This is a genomic window from Streptomyces sp. NBC_01497, assembly GCF_036250695.1.
Classification (GTDB): Bacteria; Actinomycetota; Actinomycetes; order Streptomycetales; family Streptomycetaceae; genus Streptomyces.
This window is the reverse complement of sequence record NZ_CP109428.1, coordinates 59927-81727: the sequence shown is the minus strand read 5'-3', so window position 1 is coordinate 81727 and position 21801 is coordinate 59927. Positions and strand designations below refer to the sequence as shown.

The 21801-nt window shown below is 64.6% G+C and carries 8 protein-coding genes and 7 pseudogenes; 9 read left to right on the top strand and 6 right to left on the bottom strand.

Annotated elements, in window-relative coordinates:
* Positions 1 to 314 precede the first annotated feature (314 nt).
* Complete coding sequence (locus OG310_RS36410) at positions 315 to 1178, top strand: IS5 family transposase (RefSeq protein ID WP_329460568.1); 864 nt, start codon at positions 315 to 317, stop codon at positions 1176 to 1178.
* Here the strand turns inward: OG310_RS36410 and OG310_RS36405 are convergent.
* Complete coding sequence (locus tag OG310_RS36405; RefSeq protein ID WP_329460567.1) at positions 1128 to 1661, bottom strand: hypothetical protein; 534 nt, start codon at positions 1659 to 1661, stop codon at positions 1128 to 1130. The two genes, OG310_RS36410 and OG310_RS36405, sit on opposite strands and share 51 nt — an antisense overlap.
* A 185-nt stretch (positions 1662 to 1846) precedes the next feature.
* Positions 1847 to 2389 (bottom strand): hypothetical protein, encoded by a 543-nt coding sequence (locus OG310_RS36400; protein ID WP_329460566.1) that lies wholly within the window; start codon positions 2387 to 2389, stop codon positions 1847 to 1849.
* A 498-nt stretch (positions 2390 to 2887) separates the two neighbouring features.
* On the opposite strand from OG310_RS36400, the pseudogene OG310_RS36395 reads away from it, so the two are divergent.
* Positions 2888 to 3705, top strand: a pseudogene (locus tag OG310_RS36395) (IS5 family transposase).
* A gap of 49 nt (positions 3706 to 3754) precedes the next feature.
* Here OG310_RS36395 and OG310_RS36390 read toward each other — a convergent pair.
* Positions 3755 to 4822 carry a zeta toxin family protein gene (locus OG310_RS36390; RefSeq protein ID WP_329460565.1) on the bottom strand — a complete coding sequence of 356 codons (1068 nt, stop codon included), beginning with the start codon at positions 4820 to 4822 and terminating at the stop codon, positions 3755 to 3757.
* A gap of 1282 nt (positions 4823 to 6104) precedes the next feature.
* On the opposite strand from OG310_RS36390, the pseudogene OG310_RS36385 reads away from it, so the two are divergent.
* Positions 6105 to 6754: pseudogene (locus OG310_RS36385) on the top strand (transposase family protein); the annotation flags it as partial.
* Between the two features lie 920 nt (positions 6755 to 7674).
* A pseudogene (locus OG310_RS36380) lies at positions 7675 to 8905 on the top strand (IS701 family transposase).
* Between the two features lie 2638 nt (positions 8906 to 11543).
* Here the strand turns inward: OG310_RS36380 and OG310_RS38700 are convergent.
* Positions 11544 to 11831 (bottom strand): annotated as a pseudogene (locus tag OG310_RS38700) (transposase); the annotation flags it as partial.
* A 166-nt stretch (positions 11832 to 11997) separates the two neighbouring features.
* On the opposite strand from OG310_RS38700, the pseudogene OG310_RS36370 reads away from it, so the two are divergent.
* The 5 genes and pseudogenes from OG310_RS36370 to OG310_RS36350 form a co-directional block, all read left to right on the top strand.
* A pseudogene (locus tag OG310_RS36370) lies at positions 11998 to 13365 on the top strand (IS1380 family transposase); the annotation flags it as partial.
* A 1040-nt stretch (positions 13366 to 14405) separates the two neighbouring features.
* Positions 14406 to 14783 (top strand): annotated as a pseudogene (locus tag OG310_RS36365) (transposase); the annotation flags it as partial.
* A gap of 117 nt (positions 14784 to 14900) precedes the next feature.
* The gene (istA, locus tag OG310_RS36360) at positions 14901 to 16319 is read left to right on the top strand and encodes an IS21 family transposase (RefSeq protein WP_329453873.1); all 1419 of its coding nucleotides are present in this window, start codon (positions 14901 to 14903) and stop codon (positions 16317 to 16319) included.
* Entirely contained in the window at positions 16316 to 17086 is a 771-nt protein-coding gene (gene istB, locus OG310_RS36355) for an IS21-like element helper ATPase IstB (protein ID WP_329453874.1), read from the top strand. The genes istA and istB overlap by 4 nt, the downstream gene beginning before the upstream one ends.
* Positions 17032 to 18150: pseudogene (locus OG310_RS36350) on the top strand (IS1380 family transposase); the annotation flags it as partial. The gene istB and the pseudogene OG310_RS36350, both read left to right, overlap by 55 nt.
* A gap of 322 nt (positions 18151 to 18472) precedes the next feature.
* Here the strand turns inward: OG310_RS36350 and OG310_RS36345 are convergent.
* Positions 18473 to 19633, bottom strand: a complete 1161-nt coding sequence (locus tag OG310_RS36345) for an IS701 family transposase (RefSeq protein ID WP_443078935.1) — start codon at positions 19631 to 19633, stop codon at positions 18473 to 18475.
* A 63-nt stretch (positions 19634 to 19696) separates the two neighbouring features.
* Positions 19697 to 20512: an IS5 family transposase gene (locus OG310_RS36340; protein WP_329460564.1), complete on the bottom strand. Its 816-nt coding sequence runs from the start codon at positions 20510 to 20512 to the stop codon at positions 19697 to 19699.
* Positions 20513 to 21801 lie beyond the last annotated feature (1289 nt).

Here is a 21801-nt window from a genome sequence, read left to right as displayed (position 1 = left end):
ACAAGAGAGAGGCGTCATTGTGCGTGGTCGGACCCGTAGGGTTTCGTTCGGTCTCGGGACGGGCCGGAGCGTATCTACGCGCACCTGACGAGCATGGTGACGCCTCGCCTGCCTTGCGCTGGGAAGCCGTTGTCCTATCGATCCTGAGTGCGGTGTGATCGAAAGTGGCTGCCGGGTCGGCTGAATCTGGTTGTGACCGTGCATGAAGGCAGGGCCTCTGGTGCAGTGCGGAGTTGCTGAGACACCGAGCGCGCCAGCAGGCCCTGCTGTCTATGTTGTGCGCGGTCGAAAGTCAGGATCTCAACTCGTCGGTCGTGTCGTGCGATTGTCTCGCTCACCGGTTTGGGAACGCGGCCGATCAGCCCGGCCGGACGCCGGCGTACAGCACGGATCTGACGGGCACCGAGTGGCGGGAGATCTGTCCGCTACTGGCGGTGCCGGGCTGGCCGGAGGGCCGGGGCGGACGTCCGGAGGGTTACTGCCACCGCCAGATGCTGGATGCTGTCTTCTACGTCCTGGACAACGGGATCAAGTGGCGGGCGATGCCGGTGGACTTCCCCGCCTGGGACCGGGTCTACGCCTCCTTCCGACGATGGCGCGAGGCCGGGCTGATCGCTGAGCTCCACGACCGGCTGCGCGGCACGGTCCGCGAGCAGGCCGGGCGGGAAGCGGAGCCGACGGCCGCGGTCATCGACTCGCAGTCCGTGAAGGCCGACGCGGTCGTCGGCGCCGGCAGCCGGGGTTACGACGGAGGCGAGAGGATCAACGGCAGGCGCAGGCACCTGATCTGCGGCACCGTCGGCCTGCTGCTGATGATCAACGTGGGCGCGGGAGACGTCACCGACCGCCAGGCAGCCGCCGACATGCTGCCCGCCCTGCGCGAGCGTTTCCCCGCGATCACCAGGCTATGGGCCGACGGCGGCTACACCGGAACTCTGATCACCTGGGCCCTGGCCGTCCTGCACCTGGTCGTCACCGTGATCAGACGCAGCGACGACACGTCCGGCCTCGTGGTGCTGCCCCGCAGGTGGGTAGTGGAGCGGAGGTTCGGCTGGCTGATGCGCTCACGCCGGCTGGTCCGCGACTACGAGCGGCGGCCCGACACATCCGAGGCGATGATCCTGTGGTCAATGACCATGCTCATGGCCCGCCGCCTCGCAGCCCGGGCACGAGCGTGAACGGCCCCGACGGCTCCTTGACCAGCCAGCCCGCTCCGCCATCCGCGCCGCCTTCGACCGCACCCCCTCGACCTTCGTGGGCATATGCTCCAGGCCGAGCGCCGAAGCGATCTCCCCGCACGCCAACGCCACTTGAGGAGCGGCAAGGACCCAGACGATCCGCCGATGGTCCGGCGAGAGTGCCGACACCCCGACGCCTTCATCCCTGACCGGCACCACCGACCCCGGCACCCTCCCGACCATCCCCATCGGCGTCGGGGCAGTGTTCTGCGCAACCGGTACGGCCGTCTCCTCCACGGCGGCACCACCGCCCGGACCAGTAAGCATCTCGACGAGAACTTCCCGCGCAGTCACGAACCGTTCCCAGGACAGTTCAGCGTCGCGCAGCTCGGCAAGGACCTGGTCCGCTTCCTCACGCAACACCTCAACCCGCTGCCGGGCACTCCGCTCCCGCTCCTCCAGCAAACCGATCACCGACGGCATCCCCGAACCTCCACGACCAAGACGACACGACGGGTCCTGTCTGCCACAGAACCCGCCACACCATGCCTGACCTGCAGAAGGTCAACGATCAAGTACGGAAAGACAACAACTTCTGAGCTACGAGCCGTCTCGCGGGACAGACCTGATCCGTTGCGGGTACCGGCCCCGTGCGGGACGCATAGCGCTTATCGGCGAGGAGCGACGCGATTCGTGCCGCGCGGTGAGGCAATGCTTTGGGTGCTGGTCGCTGGCTTTGAAGACGATGGAGCCCTGGTTCCGCTATTTTCACTAGGTATTTTCGTTGAAGCAGCCAGCGACTCCGACTGAACCTGGGCCGCAGGAACGGTGAGCGACGCAGCGGCAGCTGTCTTGAAATTATGCTGGCCCTCCCGCGAAAGTTGGGTCAATCTCTCCTGGTATTCAGGCCGAGCCTGCGCCTCCTTGAGGGCGCGCAGAGTCATTTCTGGACTATCATTTACCGCACGTGCCAGCGTCTTGATTTCTACTTTGGAAAGGCTGTCTGGACAGTTCGCCGAGAATTCCCGCCTAAATGCAGATTGGTATGCATCGGAGAAGGTGGCGGCGTAGTACTTTTCGAGGTCTATTCTACTGTCCGGCTCTGTGTTGAGCAAAAAAGAATCTGCATTCTTTGTCGCCGCCTCCTTGGCCTTGACTTCCGCTATCTCTTGCGCCAATCCGATTTTTGATATCGCGGGCTCGTCGATCATCCTTGTTCTCGTTCCCTCGGATGGTGTTCGTCGTGTCGCTGTGCCCTCTACAACGCACGCACGGCCTCAAGGGCTCAATCTGCTCGTCATGGTGCTTCGTTTCAGGGTCATTCGAGTTGGTTTGTAACAACAGGTGACGCTTCTGTGGTGGCAGGTAATGTGATCGGATGGTCGCGGTAGCAGCTGATCTTGGTTTTTGAGTTCGGTTATTGGCGGCGCGAGTCGTAATTCGAATGGGATCTGGAGGGTGTTCAGCGTTGCCGGTCAGCTGTTAGAACGTGGAAGATGCCGCTCCCCCTCGTATGCACGAAGGCGGAGATGCCGCGGGCGGGAGGAACGCGCCCCCGGCCGCCGTTCGCCGAAGGAGGACTGGACAGGGGACGAATCGGGCCGATCCGTACCGCTGAGACTCGCGGCCCACGTCACCTGCCTTCGAACATGACCGAGAAAAAGCATCTAAGACAGTGTCCTATGTGGGAGCGTCTCGTTGAGCTGAACATGGGGCGAGGTACGTGGAGTTGGATTGTTCCGGATGGTTTGTGGGAGATCGCGGAGCCATTGATCCCGCCGTCGAAGGTGCGGCCGCAGGGCGGCGGGACGCAGGACACGCCTGATGAGACGTTGTTCGCGCCGATCATCTACGTCCTGGTCAGTGGCTGTGCCTGGCGGGCCCTGCCACCCTGTTTCGGCATTTCGAAGTCCACCGCGCATCGCCGGTTCCTGATCTGGTCGAGAGCCGGAGTGTGGGGCCGGCTCCACGAGGCCGTGCTGGATCGGATCGACGAGTGCGGACTGCTCGACCTCACACGCACGGTCCTCGACTCCGCCCACGTACGGGCTAAAAAGGGGGCGAACTCACAGGTCCGAGCCCCGTGGACCGAGGCAAGCCGGGCTCCACAATGCACGTCTTGTCGGACGCGAACGGGCTGCCCCTCGTCGTCGGCGTCTCCGCAGGCAACACCCCTGACAGTCAGGGCCTGAAGGCGATGGTCGCCGGTCTCCAAACGAGACACGACCCCGAAGACGGCTGGCACTACAAACCCCGCAAGCTCCACGCCGACAAGGCGTACGACCAGCGCGACCTGCGACGATGGCTCCGTGGCAAACGCATCGGCGTCCGCATCGCCCGCAAGGGAATCGAGTCCAGCCAACGATGAGGCCGACGACGATGGGTCATCGAGCGGACCATGTCCTGGCTGACCGGCTACCGCAGACTCAACCACCGCTACGAACGTCATCCCCGCAACTACTTGGCCTTCCTCGGCCTCGCCGCCGCCCTCTGCTGCTGCAAACGACTCATTCGGCTCACCACATAGGACACTGTCTATGCGCTGATCCTTAAGTGGCACGTCGAATGTCACAGCTTTACCTACGCCGTTGAGGATTTGTCGGATGATGGCTCCTGCCAGGCACTGTTGCTGAGCTGCTGGTTCTAGAATGCGTTCCCCCGCTATATGGGCTGGCGTAGGCCAAACCTGCCTGTCTCACAGATTCCGGCCTCTCATGCCAAGCGCGCTGCCTGATAGAGAGGAGGTGATCACGCATGCTGGATGCCATCGGCTGCTGCTCCAGCCGTATCTGCGTCGCCCAGAAGTGAGTGGCCTCCCCAGTTGTCCACTCGCGTATCCTTTCAGTCTTGATTGCATTCACTATCGTTTTTTGTTTTCCTGGCTTGAAAGGGTAGGTCATTCTTGCTAGGACATGGCCGTCTCTGTTAACCGCATTGATCCCGTCAATAAAGAGCCCGCGCTGGCCAGTTTCGGCCATATAGATAACTCTCTTATACAACCGATCGTCGGAATCAGGGGACGCGATTCTGCCATATCCTTGAGAGTTCCTCGCGTCGATGTATCGTGCAATTACCGCCTGCTTGCTTCGCAGGTCATCGACAGCCAGGTAGGCGACCTCCACTTGGTATCCAGACTCCTGGAGATCGCCCAGGGCTCCAATGGATCCATTCATGGGAATAACTATATTCGACCTTGTCCTCACGGCGCGATCCATTGCCATGTCGTGCCACACTTCGGCCGCCTCCCCGCAAGCGTGAATAGCACGCGTGTCATCGAAGGACGCCACATCAGCTTGGTACGCCCTAGACGCGTATCGAGGGTGGTAGGCGAGCATGGCGTCGCAGTCAATTACAGCAGCATCAGCGATATCAAACTTTTTCATCAAACCCTGCTGTGCGGTCGTCTTCCCTGCGCCAACCTGCCCGATTAGAACCAACGCTGTCGGCCCTTTGCGGCCGCAGCCCACGAAGTTAATACTGGGGGCGACCTTATCTTCAAAAATGGACTTAATCTCCTGGGAGGTAAGACCGCTAGTGGTTTCACGCCGTGGCCCTACTTCACTACGAATGGCTTCATCTGACGCAGCTACTTTCCTCTCGAAGAGATTCTGCGTTCTGGCTGCGAGGCTTCCGGCGATCTCCATGTTCTCGGAAATTTTTCGCCTAGTGTCCCCCCAGGCACGGTGATCCGTCCTCTGCCTATCTTCGTAGCGCCGCTCAATCACAGTAAGTCTCCAGGTAGGTGGGTGAAGCACCCATCAGATATTCTCTTTCATTATTGACTTCGCACACCGCGGGGTGTGGAGATCCATGGCCCGCTGCGCCGCCGCCGGGATCATCGGTCAGATCCTTGACGAGCTCGTTGGCCGGAGCCGTTGGCAGTAGCGGAAGGCTCCCCACACAGTTCGAATCGCAGTCCGTCAAGTCTGCCGAGACTGATGGCCAGAGATTTGATTAGCGCGAGCGGCACTTGGCGATCAACACGCACGGTCTGTCCCCGCCGGGGTTCTAAGGTCGGCCTAGTGAAGGCCTCCTCCACCTCGTCGAACGCGCCAACGGCGGCGTGCCCGGCCGCTAGGCGCCGGGCGTTGTTCCGGAAGGAGGCAGCGTCGAGGATCTGCTCGACGACCTTGAATACTTTGGTGGCAGCTGCTCGCCCAGCGGCTTGATTTACGACCGCGCCTGTTGCGGCTAGGCGAGCGAACGTTGTTCTCCAGCTTCTCTTCGCTAACGCCGCAGTGACCATCGGCACTCCGTGCCGCAGCGCCTGGAGAACGGCACGAGCCGCCTGTCACTTCAAACGGGGACGGGCCGCCCCCAGAAACCCAGTCTCATGGAGCAGGACCACCGGCTGGTCCAAGGCCTCGCCGATGACACGTTGGAGGTCGGGGTGCTGGGGCCTCCATTGCTCTAACGAACACATTGTGTATATTCCAGGCGAACTGCTCGGGCCCGGCGGTCACTGTGGGCCGTTCCGGCAGGGTGCACAACGGCTCCAAGTTGACGTTGGCCCCCTCAACGGAAGGCTTGCACTCTCACTAGCCTTCGCCCGGGACTGCTCGTGGCTCAGCAACGTGACACGATGTCCACGGTCAGCCAAGAACGCGGCCGCCCGATTAAGGGAGGTGAAGTGCCCATAGACAAATGAAGCGGCCACCGCAATCTTTCGCAAAGAAGTCCCCTCATCCCAGCGGCGCCCGGGAAACAGGTCCCCGAGACGCCAGACGCCCCTTTCGTTGGTCAGACGTGTGAGGACAGTGGCGAGTTCACCGATGTGATGGGTCTGTATGACGTTCGGCTCTGTTCCGTAGTCGGTGGTGGTATTGCGTGCCTACGTGCTGAGCAAGATGTGGTGGGGGAGGAGTTCGCATCCGGCACGGTCGTGCGTCTGCCGCGTGGTCCGTTTGGTGTGGGTGTTGACCCCTTCGGTGGGGCCGCTGCTCCAAGGCAGGCTTCACCCTGCTCGTCCTGGCCCGCCTTCGCTGCGGTGACACCCATGCCGTCTCGCAGCAGGTTTCCGCGTCGGTATCACGACGGTCCACCGGTACATACGCGAGGCCGTCGACCTCCTGGCCGCATTCGCGCCCACGCTGGAACAGGCCATGACGACCGCGCGGAAGAAGGCGTACCTGATCCTCGACGGCACCGTGCTGCCGATTGACCGCATCGCTGCCGACCGGCCGTACTACTCGGGGAAGAAGAAGCACCACGGGATGAACGTGCAGGTCCTCGCGGATCGAGCCGGCCGTCTGATCTGGGCTTCGGACGCCCTACCCGGAGCCGTGACGATCTGACCTCAGCCCGGATCCACGGCATCCTCGCCGTCCTGACCGTCGACGACGTCAAGTGCTGGGCGGACGGGGCATATCAGGGTGCAGGCCCTGCTGTCCGCGTCCTATACCGGTGGAAGGACCTTCGCAGCTGGCGCCGGCGTCACAACCGCGATCACGCGAAGATCCGCAGCCTCGGCGAACGCGCCCTGGCCACCCTCACGCCTCCTGCGGAAGCTCCGCTGCAGCACCACCCGGATCACCGCCGTCGTCCGTGTCGTCGTCGCACTCGAACCCGCAACCTGATCAAGATGGAAAAGGCTCACTGGGGGAGCTTGGAGTCGTTGTAGCCGACTGGTGTCAGCAGGGCGGCGAGGTCGCGAGTGAGGGGGTGAGCTGGGTGGTCTGAGGTCAGGTCGCGGTGAGGGGGCGGAGCAGGTCGGTGGTCTTGGTCCGCGGGTGCTCCGGGTCGGTAAAGAGGAGTCGGGCAGGGTGGCGGGGGGTTGTGAGAGGGCGGTGGTCTTCGGTGTGATCTTGGTTGGGGTAACGGCCTGGTCGGTTGGCGTTGCTGGCGCGGTCCGGTTCCCTGATTTTGTGCAGGGGGTGAGTGGAGGGGATGACTGGTTGTCGGTGCGGGGGGCGCGGTAGGGGTCGGTCAGGGTGGGTCGGTGGCGTGGAGCGGTGCGGTCGGTGGACGGTTCGGGTAAGCGGGCGTAGCGCTTGACGGTGTTCAGGGCGAGGCTCAGTCTGCGGGGGCGACCGGGCAGGCCGATGCCGGAGTCGAGGGCGCGTGGACTTTGTGCCAGCGCTCGCGGGTGGTCTGCTCTCGGACGGCGCTGGGGCGGTGCGGGGTGACGGTGGCCCGGCAGGGGGCGTGGGTGCAGATCTCGGCTAGGGGCTGCCCCGTAGCTCGCGATGGGCTCTCCAGGGTCTGGTTGATCCCGATTCGGGGTAGGTCCACTCGCGACTGAGGGTCGGGGCGGAAGGGGACAAACGTCAGCCACGATGCCGAGCTGATCGCAGCTTCGAGGAGTTACGGGACAACCTTGAGTACTCCAGCAGGACTTCGGTGTCTGACCTGTGGGTTTCGCTGGGCGGCTGGAGTGTAGCGGGTTGCGGAGTGGTCGGGGCGGTCTCACGGAGACCGACCCTCGAATGTGCGACAACGCCGCCAATGAGGAGAGCTTCGGGGGAAGTCTCTTCAGGTGATCGGCGAGCGGGCTGCCGTGCGGTGGGATCTGGAACTGGATAACCCTTTTGTGGCCATCGGCCATCGGTTCGGCCGTGTGGAACTTCGCCGCCGCATGCGCGACTACGTCCGGGGACTGCTTTCGCCGGTAGCAGGCAAGAACAGCTGGCAGTTGGCCGAGCAAGCGGGCCATCCCACTCCTGACGGCCTGCAGCACTTGCTCGCCGACGCAAAGTGGCAGCCCGACGACATCCGGGACGACCTGCAGGAATACGTCGCTGACGAACTCGGCGAGGACGGCGGGGTCCTCATCATCGACGACACGGGGTTCATCAATAAGGGCACCACCTCCGCCGGGGTCCAGCGCCAGTACTCCGGGACCGCCGGTCGCACTGAGAATTGCCAGATCGGGGTATTTTCCGCCTACGCCACCTCCCGAGGTCGGGCTCTGGTCGACCGCGAGCTCTATCCCCCAAGTCCTGGGCTGAGGACCGCGAACGCTGCCGCTTGGCCAGGGTCCCGGATGAGCGGGAGTTCGCCACCAAAGGCGAGTTTGCCAGACGCATGGTCCTGCGTGCTCTCGCTTCCCCGCTGCCGATCGCGTGGGTTACAGCGGATTCCGCCTACGGCCAGGGGAGCCGGTTTCGTCGCATGCTCGAGCAGTCGGGCGTGGGCTATGTGCTGGCCGTGCCCAAGTCCCAGTTCGCGGTGGGCTGTCCTCGTATCGACGGCCTGTTTGCGCAGGCGCCGGGCGAAGCGTGGGAAGAGATATCTTGCGGTGACGGAGCGAAGTGCCCGCGTGTCTACCACTGGGCGGCGGTGCGGCTGCCTGCTGTTGCCGAGTTCGACTATCAGGGCGAGGTCCCCCACCGGATGCGCTGGGCGCTGGCCCGCGCAGTCTCCGCAAGCTCGTTGAGATCGCCTACTACCTTGCCTACGCTCCCTTGGACATCACCGTCCGGGAGTTGGTGCGGATAGCCGGGTCACGCTGGACGATTGAAGAGTGCTTCCAGGCCGCGAAGAACGAGTGCGGCCTCGACCAGTACGAAGTCCGCCGTTACGTGGGCTGGTATCGCCACATCACCCTCGCGATGCTCGCGCACGCGTTCCTGGCTGTCACGGCGCACCAGGCCAGAGAAAAAGGGACGGGACAGGTGAGGCGGCCGAGGTCATCGAGCTCACAGTGGCAGGGGTTCGGCGACTTCTGGCAGCTTGTCGCCCGAGACCCCCGCACCTGCGTGGACAACGAGGCCGACGCCACGCGATGAGCTGATCCAACTGGCGCCGGCGACGCCAGGCCGTCGCCCGCCACTGTCATTACCGGCGGCATTGCCGCACGTTCGAGGTCGGTCTCCGTGAGGCCGCCCCGACCACTTCGCGACCCGCTACACTCCAGCCGCCCAGCGAAACCCACAGGTCAGACACCGAAATTCTGCTGGAGTACTGGGGCCTTGTCGCACAGGTTGCGCCACGGATGGTGGCGGTCGCTGGCCTGCACCGCGTTGGGCGGGGCTCGGGAGGTCGTCTCGACCTAGGCAGCCGGGCGTCCCGGCACGCGGCCTCGACCCCCGCGCGCACCGTCGGTGGGGGATGCGCCGCAGCAAGTCTGCCACCGGCAGCCCAGGACCGGGCAGACCCGGCGCCGCACCCGGACACGCGCCACTACCTGCCGGCCATACATCGGCATATCCCGGGCGATGACCCGGATCGCCTCACTGTCATCCATCACGTCCTCTACAACCCGCGTCGAGAGCCATGAAAGTGCCAGCGCCACGAGGGAGTTGTCATCTCACATATAAGTCGACGACAGCTGCTACCTGCCGTCACCACCGACTACGGAACAGAACTGCTCGTTTGCCAGTCCCGCTCATGGGTGAGCCGCAGACGAGCCCAAGAGTCGACTCCGAGCTGGAAGAACTTATAGCTTCCGGTCCCCCACTGGCCCCCGCGTTGCCACCTCTCATTGCCGGCTGTCAGAGGCCATCAATGACACCCGCCGCTTCCCCGCAGTCAACAGGCATCCCCTGTACCGGCGGCCGCCAATGGTCGGATGGCAACATGCCAGTTCCCTGGATCCCGCGCAGCGTGCTGCCGAAGGTGCCGAAGGCTGGGAGCCGCCGGCAGGAAGGCCACCTGCGACAGCCCTCTCCCAGCACATCTCCTGAGGCAGGTGCGGCGGTTGCGAGGTCTCGGAGCACTCATCGCCTACAAAGGCGGCGTCGTGGCCCCAGGACGGGGCCAGACCTCCCCTCCCCGGGTCGTCGGCGGGATCGACCACTGCCACATCGGCCGCCGTACACATCTTGCTCCCCAGGGTGGTCCTCGCACGCTGGCACAGGCCGCCCGGTGCCGCTGACATCGCGCCAGCCATGCAGCTCCGCCCGGACAAAACCGTTTCTAGACCTGGGAGTGGCCTTCATCGAACCCGCGTGCCTTGCGAGCCGTCGCTATGTATGAAGCACCACTTAAGTGCTGGCCAGAAAGGTGAAGCGCAATGCCAGAAGAGGGAATGTCACCGCAGGAGGCGGCTCGTCGCGAACGCGAACGGCGACGGGCAGCACAGCGGGCGCAAGGGCAAAACCCTGCGCCTCCGCGGCCCGCGCGCTCAGACGAGAGGATTTTTGGGCAGAATGATCGGCCAAACCATGTGAACATGGCTCAGCTGCGCGCCGCGGAAAGGGCAAGGACCGGTACCCCTCAACCCCGTGCCTCTACGTCTACAGCTGGCCCCAGCAGCTACCGACCGGCTCAACGGCCCACTGCCGGTACGATGGACTTTAGCACCAACGAGGGCATTCAGAACGCGTTCAACAGTATGGATCCTGCCTACCGGCCCTCGCGGCACGCTGTAGAGTCCGATACATCGGCGCAGGCGGAGCATTCTGCCCTTACTGATCCAGTCCCGGGTTATACAGTACGAAGGAGTGATTCACAGGCCCCGTCGTATCGAACTGCGCCTAGTGTAGCGTCGTCCCATTCGTCGAATAGCAGTGGGACGAATGGACACTCGTCCGGAGGCTCAGACTCCAGGCCGACGCGTGGCGGTGGTAGCGGCAGTGGTAGTTCTGGCAGTGTGTACTCTCAGAGTTCTGGCCAGTCGGCGGGGTCGGCGCGTAGCGGCGGTACTACTCAGAATGCACAGACCTCAGCCACCAGGCCGGCGCGTAGCGGCACTAGCGGCGGTAGCAGTGCGCACTCTTCAACGCGACGGTAGGCGATGGGAGGCCCTTCTATCCTGAGTGTGCTCACCTAGCTACGGGTGAGAAATGGTTTGCGCTCCAAGCGGGTAACGCTTGGAGCGCAAACCCATGTCTTCCTACACTGAAGTTTTCGGCACGCGCCTAACCGTGCCAGCCTTCATTGGTTTCGGCCGTTGAGGTTCCCTGGATAGTTATCCGCGACTCATGGATGATGGTCGCCGCGTGATGTGTATCCAGTGCACGGTGTAGATTCTCAGTGGCACTGGTGCTGTTGAGGCCATTGACGGGCTGCTGGCGGGTAGTCATCGAAGGTAGTGTCGAAAGGCGTCCGCTCCTTTTCCGGCGCACGGCCGGCGGTCCTGTCCCCGACTCGACGGACGGTGTAGGAAAGAGGATTCCGCAACCGGTGAACTTGGGAGGAGTCAAGGTTTTGCTTCCACGGATGCGTTTCGATGATCTGGTGTCGTGATTTCGGAGTGGGGGCTGCGGCGGATCATTGTCCGGTTCGGAGTGTTGCTGCCTCATCTGGGGGAACGGCATCGATGTTTGTTGATGGTCTGAGGCGAGTCTGCTGGGATGCGAGGGCGTTTAGGCCCTTGAGTGGGTCGCGGGGGACTTGCGGGACGATGGTTCGCCGACAAGTCTTCGAATTGAGGGCGGGCGAAGAGGCCCCTGTGCGTTTCGTCAACCTGTGGCAATGGGTTGGGGGTTCGTGGAAGGTGTCGTCGCGGAGCATGGCGAAGAGCACGTCGGCTCGTCGCCTCGCGAGGCCGAGGAGTGCTTGGGTCTGGTGCTTTCCTTGTCTGACTTTCTTGTCGTAGTAGGCCCGGGAAGCCGGGTCGGTCGGCATCGCGAACGCGGACAAGAAGAAGGCCCCTTTGAGCTGCTTGCTTCCACGTCGGGACGGCTGTTCGCCCCAGATCACGGGGCCAGAACTGCGGGTTGTGGGGGCGAGACCGACGCAGGCGGCGAGGTGGGCGGCAGTCGGGAACGAACTGCCGCCGCCGATGTCGATGAGGATCTGGCTCCGGTCCTAACCTCCGGCCTTCATGAAGCGGGCTGTCCGATGGGTGGTCGGGTAAGCGGAAAGTGCCGCTGAACAGTGAGAATGAAGGATTGTTAAGGCTCTTGCTCCCGCCACCGTCGGGGGCACTTCCCACGTGAAGAGGCGTATCGGTTCATACCTACGTGCCTGGGTCAGGGGCGGTGGCCGCGCTGTGGTCTCGTAGGCCGGTGGTGTCCTCGTGATCGAGACGGTCCCGCAGGTCCGGGCTGGAGAAAGCGCTATCGGCGGCGCTGGCGCCGTGGCGCAAACCGCGGCGGTCCACGATCCGGGGAAGATCCTTTTGGATGTGGTCCTGGTGGCCGCGCTCGGCGGTGAATGCCTGGCCGATGCCGGCATACGGCGGGCCGAGCCGGCGGGATGCGGTGCGGCGGCCTCGAATCCCACCGTCTCCCGCCTGATCGATCCCCTCGTCCCGGCCGGGCCGAAGGCTCTGACAGCGATTCACGCCGCACGAGCACAGGTCCGCGACCACGTGTGGAAGTTGACAAGACAGGCGGGCCCGGACGCCGGCGGGCACGTGATCGTGGACATCGACGGGGTGCTCGTGCTGGCGCATTCCGAGAAACAGGACGCCACCGCAACTTGGAAGAAGACCTTCGGACCACCCACCGACGAGCTTCGTCGACCAGGGACCGGGCAACAGCGAGGTGCCTGCCGAAGCTCCGATGCCGCCAGGGAACGCGGGCTCCAACAACGCCGCCGATCGCGTAGCGACCGCTGGACTTGCCTGGCTCCGCCGTCGAGGAAGTACCGGCGCGGATGGCAGGGACTGATCCGCAGCGATTCCAGTGGTGGCGCCCACGAGTTCGTGGCCTGGCTCGCCCAGCGCCCCCGGTGGGTGTCCTACCTGGTTGAGGTGACCATCACCGAAGCCGTCCACCAGACCGTTCTGAAGGTTCCCGCCTCTGCCTGGGCGGTGGTCATCGAGCCCCGCGGAGTCATCCGCGGCGGCGCTTGGGTCGCCGAACTCGACGGTGACGTCCTCAAGGGCTGACTCAAGGGCATGCGGCTGATCGTGCGCAGGGGACGTCCTCACCTCGGGGCCCAGTTGTGCTTCACCGACACCGATGGGCTGCGGCCGGCCTGCTTCGCCACCAACACCACCGGCGAGAAGATCAAAGCCCTGAAAATTGCTGCACCATCGACGCGCCCACGCTGAGGAACGCATCCGGAACGCCCGAGCCACCGGTCCACGCAATCTGCCCCTGCACGGCGTGACCCAAAACCGGATCTGGCTGGAGATCGTCCAGAACGCACTCGATCTGCTGGCCTGCATGCCGGTGCCCGCGCTGGCCGGGAAGACCAGGCCTTGGGAACCACGCCGACTGCGACTCCGCCTCTTCCCGCCACCGCCCACATCGTCACCACCGCCCGCGCCGCAACCTCAGATCCTCCGACCGCTGGCTCTGGATCGACGTTCACCAGTGTCCTGGCCAAGCACGACACCCTCCCGAACCCTGGGCCGGCCAGCAGACTCCCGCCCCAACAAGCAGCACGACCCTGCCGGAGCTGTGAAACCTGGCGCCCAGCCGCTGAGACAGCGAGGCCACCAGCCTGCTCACACCCGGCACAACAAAGCGAACGACGCACCAGTCGACCTGATGAGACGTCGCGAACGCTCGCGGCAAGAGAGATTCCCGGCTTGAACGTCAGGATCTTCAGAAGGTGGTTCTCCAGCAGTTCCTCGGTCCGAGTGGCCACGAGTCTGCGCTGTTCAAGTACTGGTGACTCTTCCCCCTCGTTCACGAGGGGGAAGAGTCACGAATGCGGTCGGCTCCTGGATGGGACATCGCGCTCGCCGAGTCCTTCAAAGCGACGTTCAAGCGTGGGCGCTACAGCCGGTGGAGCTAGTTCAACGAGTGTGGGACCCGCCTTGACGAAACATCGTCCACGGCCGTAGCGCCCACGCAGCTCGCAGCTCGCAGCCCGTGCCCAGGGTGCAGAGCCGAGTCAAGGCCCCTGAGACGCCCTCGATCCCAAACCGCCTGGTCGCTGCAGCCTGAGGCGTCCAGGCACCGCGGCCCCTCCGTGATGCGCTCACCCGCGGTTAGGTTTTGCTCTTCTTCACCGTGACCGTATCGTCGTGTCGCTCGATGGATCGCCGCTGCTGCCAGCTCCAGCGACGCTGCTCCAACGTGTCCTCCGCTTGCGGTCGGACGTGGGCCAGAGGGCCGATCAACGACGTCATGGGTGAAAGCGCTCGCCGGTGGTCCGACCAGGCATGGACCAGCGGGCTACGGTCCAACTCGCACTTCAGTCTGGCGATCTGCGTCTCGCTGAGCGGGAACCGACCTGGAGAGGCCTTCGACGCGATTGCGGCCTCGCCGCGCTCAAGTCGAGCACAACGCCACCCCTGCACAGACCGCCTGCTCACCCTTAGCCTCGGGCTTTCACGAGGTGGGCTGTCCAAGAGTTGATCAGAAGCACGGAAAGTGCCCTTGACCTGCAACGATAGGACTTGCTGAGGGTCCTGTTGGCTGCAAGGAAAAGAGCACTTTCCAGGTGAGAGAGCCTATCTCGTCGTACCCACGTGTCCGTGTCCAGGCAGACGGTCGGCAGGTGCTCTCGCAGGCCGGTGCGGTCCTGCTGCTGGAGACGGTCCGCAAGACGGGCCTTGACCAGGCGATATCCGCAGCTCTGGCTCCGTGGCGCAAACCGCGGGCCGTCCACGATCCCGGCAAGATCCTCCTGGACGTCGCCCTGGCGGTCGCACTGGGCGGGGACTTCCTCGCAGACGTCGCCATGCTGCGGTGTGAGCCGGCCGTCTTCGGCCCGGTCGCCTCCGACCCGACCGTCTCCCGCCTGATCGACACCCTCGCCGCATCCGGCGACAAAGCCCTGCAGGCCGTCCGGTCCGCACGCTCCGAAGTCCGTTGTCGGCGTACACATGAACGTCCCCACCCGCGTACGGATGAACGTCCCCAGTTCTTGACGTGTTGAGGGGCCGCTTTCGGCACTCTGCTGCATGTCGGTGTGGGTGGCGAAGGGTGGTCGGCGATGGTTTTGGATCCACGTCGCTGGTTGGAACTGCGGCGTTTTCGTGGCCTCTTGGAGTCCGGGGCGATGAGCCTGTCGGAGATTTCCAGGGAGACCGGGCTGGACCGCAAGACGGTCCGCAAGTACCTCTCGGCACCGGGGCCGGCGACTCCGCCGCGGCGGTCGACGAACGGGCGGTCGTTGGCGAGGGTGATCGACGAGTTCGCGCCGCTGATCGATTCGATGCTCCGGGCAGAGATCTTGATGAAGGCCGCGGTCATCCACGAGCGGCTGGCCAGGGAGTACGGGTTCACGGGCAACTATCAGCGGGTCAAGCTCTACGTTCAGAAAGCCCGCCCGAGGGTCGCCGAGGAACTGGGGATCACGCCGCGGGAACTGGCGGGCATGCACCGCCGGTTCGAGGTGATCCCGGGGGCCCAGGCCCAGGTCGACTGGGGTGACGAGGGGAAGATCCTCGCGCATATGGGCATCCCGAAGGTCTACTCCTTCCACATGGTCCTGTCGTACTCGCGAGATCCGTTCTGCTGTTTTACCAGCAGCCAGGACCTGCAGACGTTCTTCGACTGCCACCGGCGGGCGTTCGCGCACTTCGGCGGGGCGCCGATGACGATCGTCTACGACCGCACCAAGACCGTCGTCCGCCGCCACGTCGCTCCTGGTGAGGCGGTTCCCCTGCATCCGGAGGCGGCCGGATTCGCCGGCCACTACGACTTCGACATCGACGTGCTGGCTGCCTACCGGCCCACCGGAAAAGGCCGGGTCGAACGCCAGGTTCTGATCGTCCGTGATCATGTTCTGTCCGGGCGGGCCTTCTCCTCCACCGATGAGATGGACGCCGCGTTCACCGCGTGGGTGCCGCACCGGCGGGCTCAGATCCACAAGACGCACCGGGAAGTCATCGGCGAGCGGGCTGCCCGCGATCACGCGGCTCTACGACCGTTGCCGCCCACCCCGTATCTGGTGGCCGAAAGGCATCTGCGACCGGTCGGCAAGGACTGCCTGGTGGCCTTCGGCGGCAACCTCTACTCAGTACCCGCCCGCAAGGTCCGACCCCGCCAGCTGATCGAGATCCGCGCTACGAAGTCGCAGGTCATGCTGTATTCGACCGCCCCCGATACCAGCGGCGAGACCTTGCTGGCCATGCACCCGCGGGCGGTCGGCCGCGGAGCGCGGGTCGTCGAGGAGAAGCACTGGGACGGCCTCCCCACCGGCAAGGGGCGCCGGACGACCACCGGCGACATCCCGCTCCAACCCCGCCAAGGGCGTCCCCGCAGTGAGGAATCCGGGCCGCTGCAGGCCCTGTTGAACAGGGCCGCGGCCAGCCGGATCGAGGTCGGACGCCGGCCGTTGTCGGTCTATGACGAGCTGACCGGCACCCGCCCCTTCACCACCCGTTCCCAGAGCAAGGACACGTCTTGAGCGAGCTGACCGGCAACCGCATCCGCACCACGGCCGCCAAGCTCGGCCTGCCCCACCTGGCCGAAGCCGTCAACGAGTACACCCGGCGGGCGGATGAGGCGAAGATGGGCTATCTCGACTTCCTCGACCTGGTGCTTTCCGAGGAACTCGCCGTCCGCGACGACCGGCGCTTCCGCAGCGGCCTGAGGACCTCGAAACTGCCGCACCACAAGACGCTCGACGAATACGACTTCTCCTTCCAGCCCGAGCTCGACCCGCGCAAGATCAAGGACCTCGCGACCCTGTCGTTCGTCGAGGCCAAGGCGAACGTGGCCCTGCTCGGGCCGCCCGGAGTCGGCAAAACACACATCGCCGTCGCGCTGGCGGTCGCGGCCTGCCGGGCCGGCTACTCGATCTACTTCACCAGCCTCGACGACATGGTCCGCAACCTCAAGACCGCCGAGGCCGCCGGCAGATTGACCAGCAAACTCGGCTCCTACCTGCGGCCGAGTGTCCTGGTGGTCGATGAAGTCGGCTACCAGCCGCTGGAGCGAGCCGAGGCGAACCTGGTCTTCCAAGTGATCTCCAAGCGCTACGAGAAGGGCTCGATCATCCTCACCTCGAACAAGACCTTCAGCGAATGGGGCCAGGTCTTCGGCGACGAAGTCCTCGCCACCGCGATCCTCGACCGCCTCCTCCACCACTGCGAAGTAGTCCCCATCAACGGCAACAGCTACCGGCTGAAGAACCGCCTCAAGGCCCTCGAGCGAGAGACCGAAGTGGCCTGACACCTGGGGACGTTCGTCTGTACGCAACTGGGGAGCTAAAGCCGTACGCCGACATCCGTCATCGTGCCTGGTCGTTGGCCGGCGAGAACGCCCCGGACGCCGACGGCCAGGTCACTGTCGACCTCGATGGCGTCCTCGTGATCGCCCACTCCGACAAGCGGGACGCGGCCGCGACCTGGAAGAAGACCTACGGCCACCACCCGCTGACGGCTTTCGTCGACCACGGACCGGGCGGAACCGGTGAACCCGTCGCCGCCCTCCTGCGACCGGGAAACGCGGGCTCCAACACCGCCGCCGACCACATCACCACCGCCCAACTCGCCCTGGCCCAACTGCCCAAACACTACCGGCGAGGACGGCAGACGCTGATCCGCACGGACTCCGCCGGCGGCACCCACGACTTCGTGTCCTGGCTCGCGAAGCGGGGCCGATGGCTGTCCTACTCGGTCGGCATGACGGTCACCGAAGCGATCCACGAACACGTGCTGAAGGTCCCCGCCTCGGCCTGGACCCCGGCCGTCGAGGCCGACGGTGAGGCCCGGGACGGGGCCTGGGTCGCCGAGCTCACCGGCAAGCTCCTGGACGACTGGCCCAAGGGCATGCGGCTCATCGTCCGCAAGGAACGGCCCCATCCCGGCGCCCAGTTGAGGATCACGGACGCGGACGGCATGCGGATCACGTGCTTCGCGACCAACACCACCGGCCGGCCGATCGCCGAGCTCGAGCTGCGCCACCGGCTCCGGGCACGGGCCGAGGACCGGATCCGGGCCGCCCGGGCCACCGGCCTGCGCAACCTGCCCCTGCACGACACCGCCCAGAACCGGGTCTGGATGGAGATCGTCCAGATCGCGCTCGACCCGCTGGCCTGGATGCCCATGCTCGCGCTGACCGGCCGGGCGAGGCTCTGGGAACCGCGTCGATTGCGGTTTCGCCTGTTCTCCGCAGCCGGCGAGCTTGTCACCACCGACCGGCGCAGGATTCTCCGCCTCGCCCGGCACTGGCCCTGGACCGGCGAGATCACCGCCGCCCTTGAACGGCTCGCGCTCCTGCCTGACCCCGGCTGACTGGCAACCCATCGTCCCTGCGGCAGCATCACCCGCCCGGGCAGTGGAACCCGGCGCCCACCCGACGCGACAGCCGGGCCACCGGCCTGCCCGGCATCAGCACCGGAAAGCAAAAGGGTCCGCCGACTCCGTCGGCGGACCCTCAAGAAAGATCGAGGTTAGTACTGCAACGACACTCCGTGATGTCCTCTGCGTCTGTAGTGGCTGATGCGGGCCCGGGCTTGGCTTCTTCTTCGCCATAGAGACTAGGCGAGCAGGTGCTGGATGCTGTGGCGAATAGGAGAAGAGATGCGATTGAAGATTCGTCGGGCCTCGTTCATGGTCACGGGGATGAGGGATTGATCGCGGCCGGTATGCGGCCCTCCTTTTTTGCCTCTGCCCGCAGGATGGCGAGAAAGGCAAGGGCGGCCATGGAGAGGGTTATGTGCCGATACCACGCGATGTAGCCGCCGACTTGGTTGTGATCGAGTCCCGTTTCGTTCTTCGCGCTCTGGAAGCACTCCTCGATCATCCACCTCGATCCCGCGACTCGGACAGGCTCTTCCAGCGAAGTCCCGGCCGGGCAGAAGCAGATGTAGTAGGCGATGTCCGTGGGATCCGTGAGGCTGCGCCGTGCCAGCAGCCAGTGGCCCCAGCCTTCTCGCCGCCAGGGCCTGATGGGTACCGCTGCCCAGTCATACTCGCGCGGGCCGTGGGCGCCCCCGCCGCAGCTCAGGCGTGTCCACGCACCGTCACAAAGCTCGCTGACCAGCTGGTGGGCGCGGGCCTGGCCGAAGAATCCCATGGTCATGACCATCTGTGATTTCGGGACCGCGAGAACATGAGGGATATTGTGTTCCTCCAGCCACATCCGCAGGCGGCTCGTCTGGCCGTATACCTCGTCCGCGGTCACCCACCCGAAGGGAATACCGGAATCAACGGCACGCTGCAGCATGCGTAAGCCCATATCCGGCTTGGTGGCGAACTCGACCTCGTCACTGATACCCGCCGCCCGGCAGCGCTCACGATCCGATGTCCAGTCCTTCGGCAGGTACAGCTCCCGGTCGATCAACGCCCGCCCCCGGTCGGAGCCATAGGCCAGGAACACCCCGATCTGCGAATTCTCGATCCGGCCGGCAGTCCCCGAGTACTGCCGGCCCACCCCCGCGGACCGGACCCCCTTCTTCAGGAATCCCGTCTCGTCAAGAATCAGCACACCCCGCACGGGATCCCCGAGGTGCTCCACCACCGCGTCACGGACGTCGTCGCGCAGGGCATCCGCGTCCCACAGGTAGTGGTTCAACAGCCGCTGCATCCCCTGGGGACCCGTGTCCCCGGCGCCCTCAGCCAGCGTCCAGCCGTTCTTGCGCTCCGCCTCACTCAGCGGTCCCCGCAGGTAGGACACCATCCGTCGCCTCGGCTCCACCGGCCCGAAGCGCCCCGCGAACCGCGCCACGAAGTCACCGAACGCACCTGACCAACCGTCAGCTATATCCTCCTGCATGAAGAGTTCAACGACGAGGAACGCACCGCGTCACGGAGTGTCGTTGCAGTATTAGACCGCGTCCTACATGGTGAGTTTAATGAGTCGTTTGTAGCAGCAGAGGGCTGCGGCGAGGCCGAGAAAAGGCCAGGTAGTTGCCGGTTGGCGTTCGTATCGGGGGCTGAGTCTGCGGTAACCCGTCAGCCATGACATCGTCCGCTCGATCACCCACCTGCGGCGCCCTAATCGTTCGCTGGACTCGGTTCCTTTGCGGGCGATACGGATGCCGATGTGTTTGCCCCACAACCATTTCCGCGGGTGGGGGATGTCGGACGCTTTGTCGGCATGGAGACGCTGAGGCTTGGACTGGGCTGCGTGGGATTCGTGTCCCATGTGGAAATGGGACAGCATCGGCTTCAGGCCGAGGCTGTCGTGGGTGTTGGCCGCGGAGAGCCCGACGCGTAGGGGCAGTCCGTCCGCATCCGACAGGACATGCATTGTGGAACCGTGCTTACCACGGTCCACGGGGCTCGGACCTGCAAGTTCGCCCCCTTTTTTAGCGCGTGCGTGCGCCGAGTCCAGGACTGCCCGGGACAGGTCGACCAGGCCCTGTTCGCCGAGGAGTTGCAGAACTCTCTGGTGCAGCCGGCCCCAGACACCGGCGCGGGACCAGATGACGAACCGGCGGTGCACGGTCGACTCCGACACTCCGAAGCACGGTCGCAACGCACACCAAGCGCAGCCGCTGACCAGCACGTAGATGATCGCGGCGAAGACCGCCTCATCGTCGATATTCGCCACCCTGCCGCCCTGCGGCCGCACACGCGCTGGCGGCAGCACCGACTCCGCGATCTCCCACAAACCGACCGGAACAATCCAGTCCCATCGCCCACGCCCCATACACGCGCGGTCTACCCCAACTCGCCATGTAGGACACGGTCTTAGAGCGGCAGTAGCCTCACGCTTCGACTCCGGTCCTTGAGACGGACGGCTCCTTGCGACCCCATCCCTCCTCGCTGGGCCCTCTCACCGTCGGTCGGGCGTGTCCCTCGCAGGAGGTACCAGGGCCAGCAGGCTGGTGTGAGGCGAGCTGTTCCGGCGTCACTCCATCAATTCAGCGGCGGAGTGATGTTGTGTTCGGCAGGGGCCCAGACCGAAGCTGAACCATCTGGCCACACGGACCGTCTAACCAAATAGGCAAATGCCTTACAAAAGGGCAAGAGGCCGAGGCTATCTCTGCCTCAGAGCGCAGACTCAACCCTTATCGCACAGAAGGAAGATATTCAAATGCCCACTGATAAACCAGACCCTTTCAAGAAAATGGGTCACCTGAAGACGAAGTCGACTGCGGGCGCGACTGTTCAGAATCCCGTAAGGCTCAGGAGCCCCGAAACGTCGGCAGAACATAAGGCCTACGTTAATGAGCTACAGAATTTGCAACCCCAACCGGGACAGCACCCCAGTCCCCAGGAGTGGAACCGCATGGCTGCAACCGGTGGCATTGACGGAAAATCGCAGAAGAGAGTGATGGATGCAGACGAGGCGACTATGAAAAGGCTTTCAGAGCGGGCTCGAGCGACCGCTCAGCGAGGCGCGCATAATCAAGGGCCTGCGGCGGGAACAAGTTCTGGTACGACGCGCCCGACACGGAAGCCGACCGGTAATCAGCAGGCCGGAAGGTCGCGCTGACCGATCATCTAGTCTCCATCGTGCAGCTCCGGAGACCGTTGAGGATCCCTCCCTCAACTTCGAAACTGTAGGTCAGGGAGCCTAGAGGCGGTACTGCATGCAGAGGAGCCGTTCGCTCAACCGTCTCTCGCGGTGGTTCGGCGAACGGCCTTCCTGTGCTCCGGTCCCGCGAGCGTTTTGGCCGTCTCATGTGACGTTCTCGTTGTCTCAGATAACCCTGGTGGATTCGCTGCTGGTCTCGGGTGACGTTGCTGCTGTCGCGGTGAGGTATGCCATCGGTCTCAGGTGATGCTGCCTGCCTGCCGTGTGGGTGCGTCTCGGGCCGTGTTGTCGCTGATCTCCGTTCTTCTCATATGGTCTTCCCTCTCTCGGTGGTTTGAGCTCGTATCGCTGGAGGCGGGTGCTCGCTGGCGGCTTTGCTCGGATCGGTTCGGTGCGATCGATTCGGCGGAGGGCGGTGGATGTCGGAAGGCTGGAGCAGGCCGCGTTCGAGGTGGGGT

Bases quoted from the DNA above. Each gene is read 5' to 3' on its own strand.
- OG310_RS36405 (WP_329460567.1), bottom strand. From the start codon at position 1,661: ATGCCGTCGGTGATCGGTTTGCTGGAGGAGCGGGAGCGGAGTGCCCGG.
- OG310_RS36400 (WP_329460566.1), bottom strand. From the start codon at position 2,389: ATGATCGACGAGCCCGCGATATCAAAAATCGGATTGGCGCAAGAGATA.
- OG310_RS36390 (WP_329460565.1), bottom strand. From the start codon at position 4,822: ATGGAGATCGCCGGAAGCCTCGCAGCCAGAACGCAGAATCTCTTCGAG.
- istA (WP_329453873.1), top strand. From the start codon at position 14,901: ATGGTTTTGGATCCACGTCGCTGGTTGGAACTGCGGCGTTTTCGTGGC.
- OG310_RS36345 (WP_443078935.1), bottom strand. From the start codon at position 19,633: ATGCAGGAGGATATAGCTGACGGTTGGTCAGGTGCGTTCGGTGACTTC.
- OG310_RS36340 (WP_329460564.1), bottom strand. From the start codon at position 20,512: ATGGGGCGTGGGCGATGGGACTGGATTGTTCCGGTCGGTTTGTGGGAG.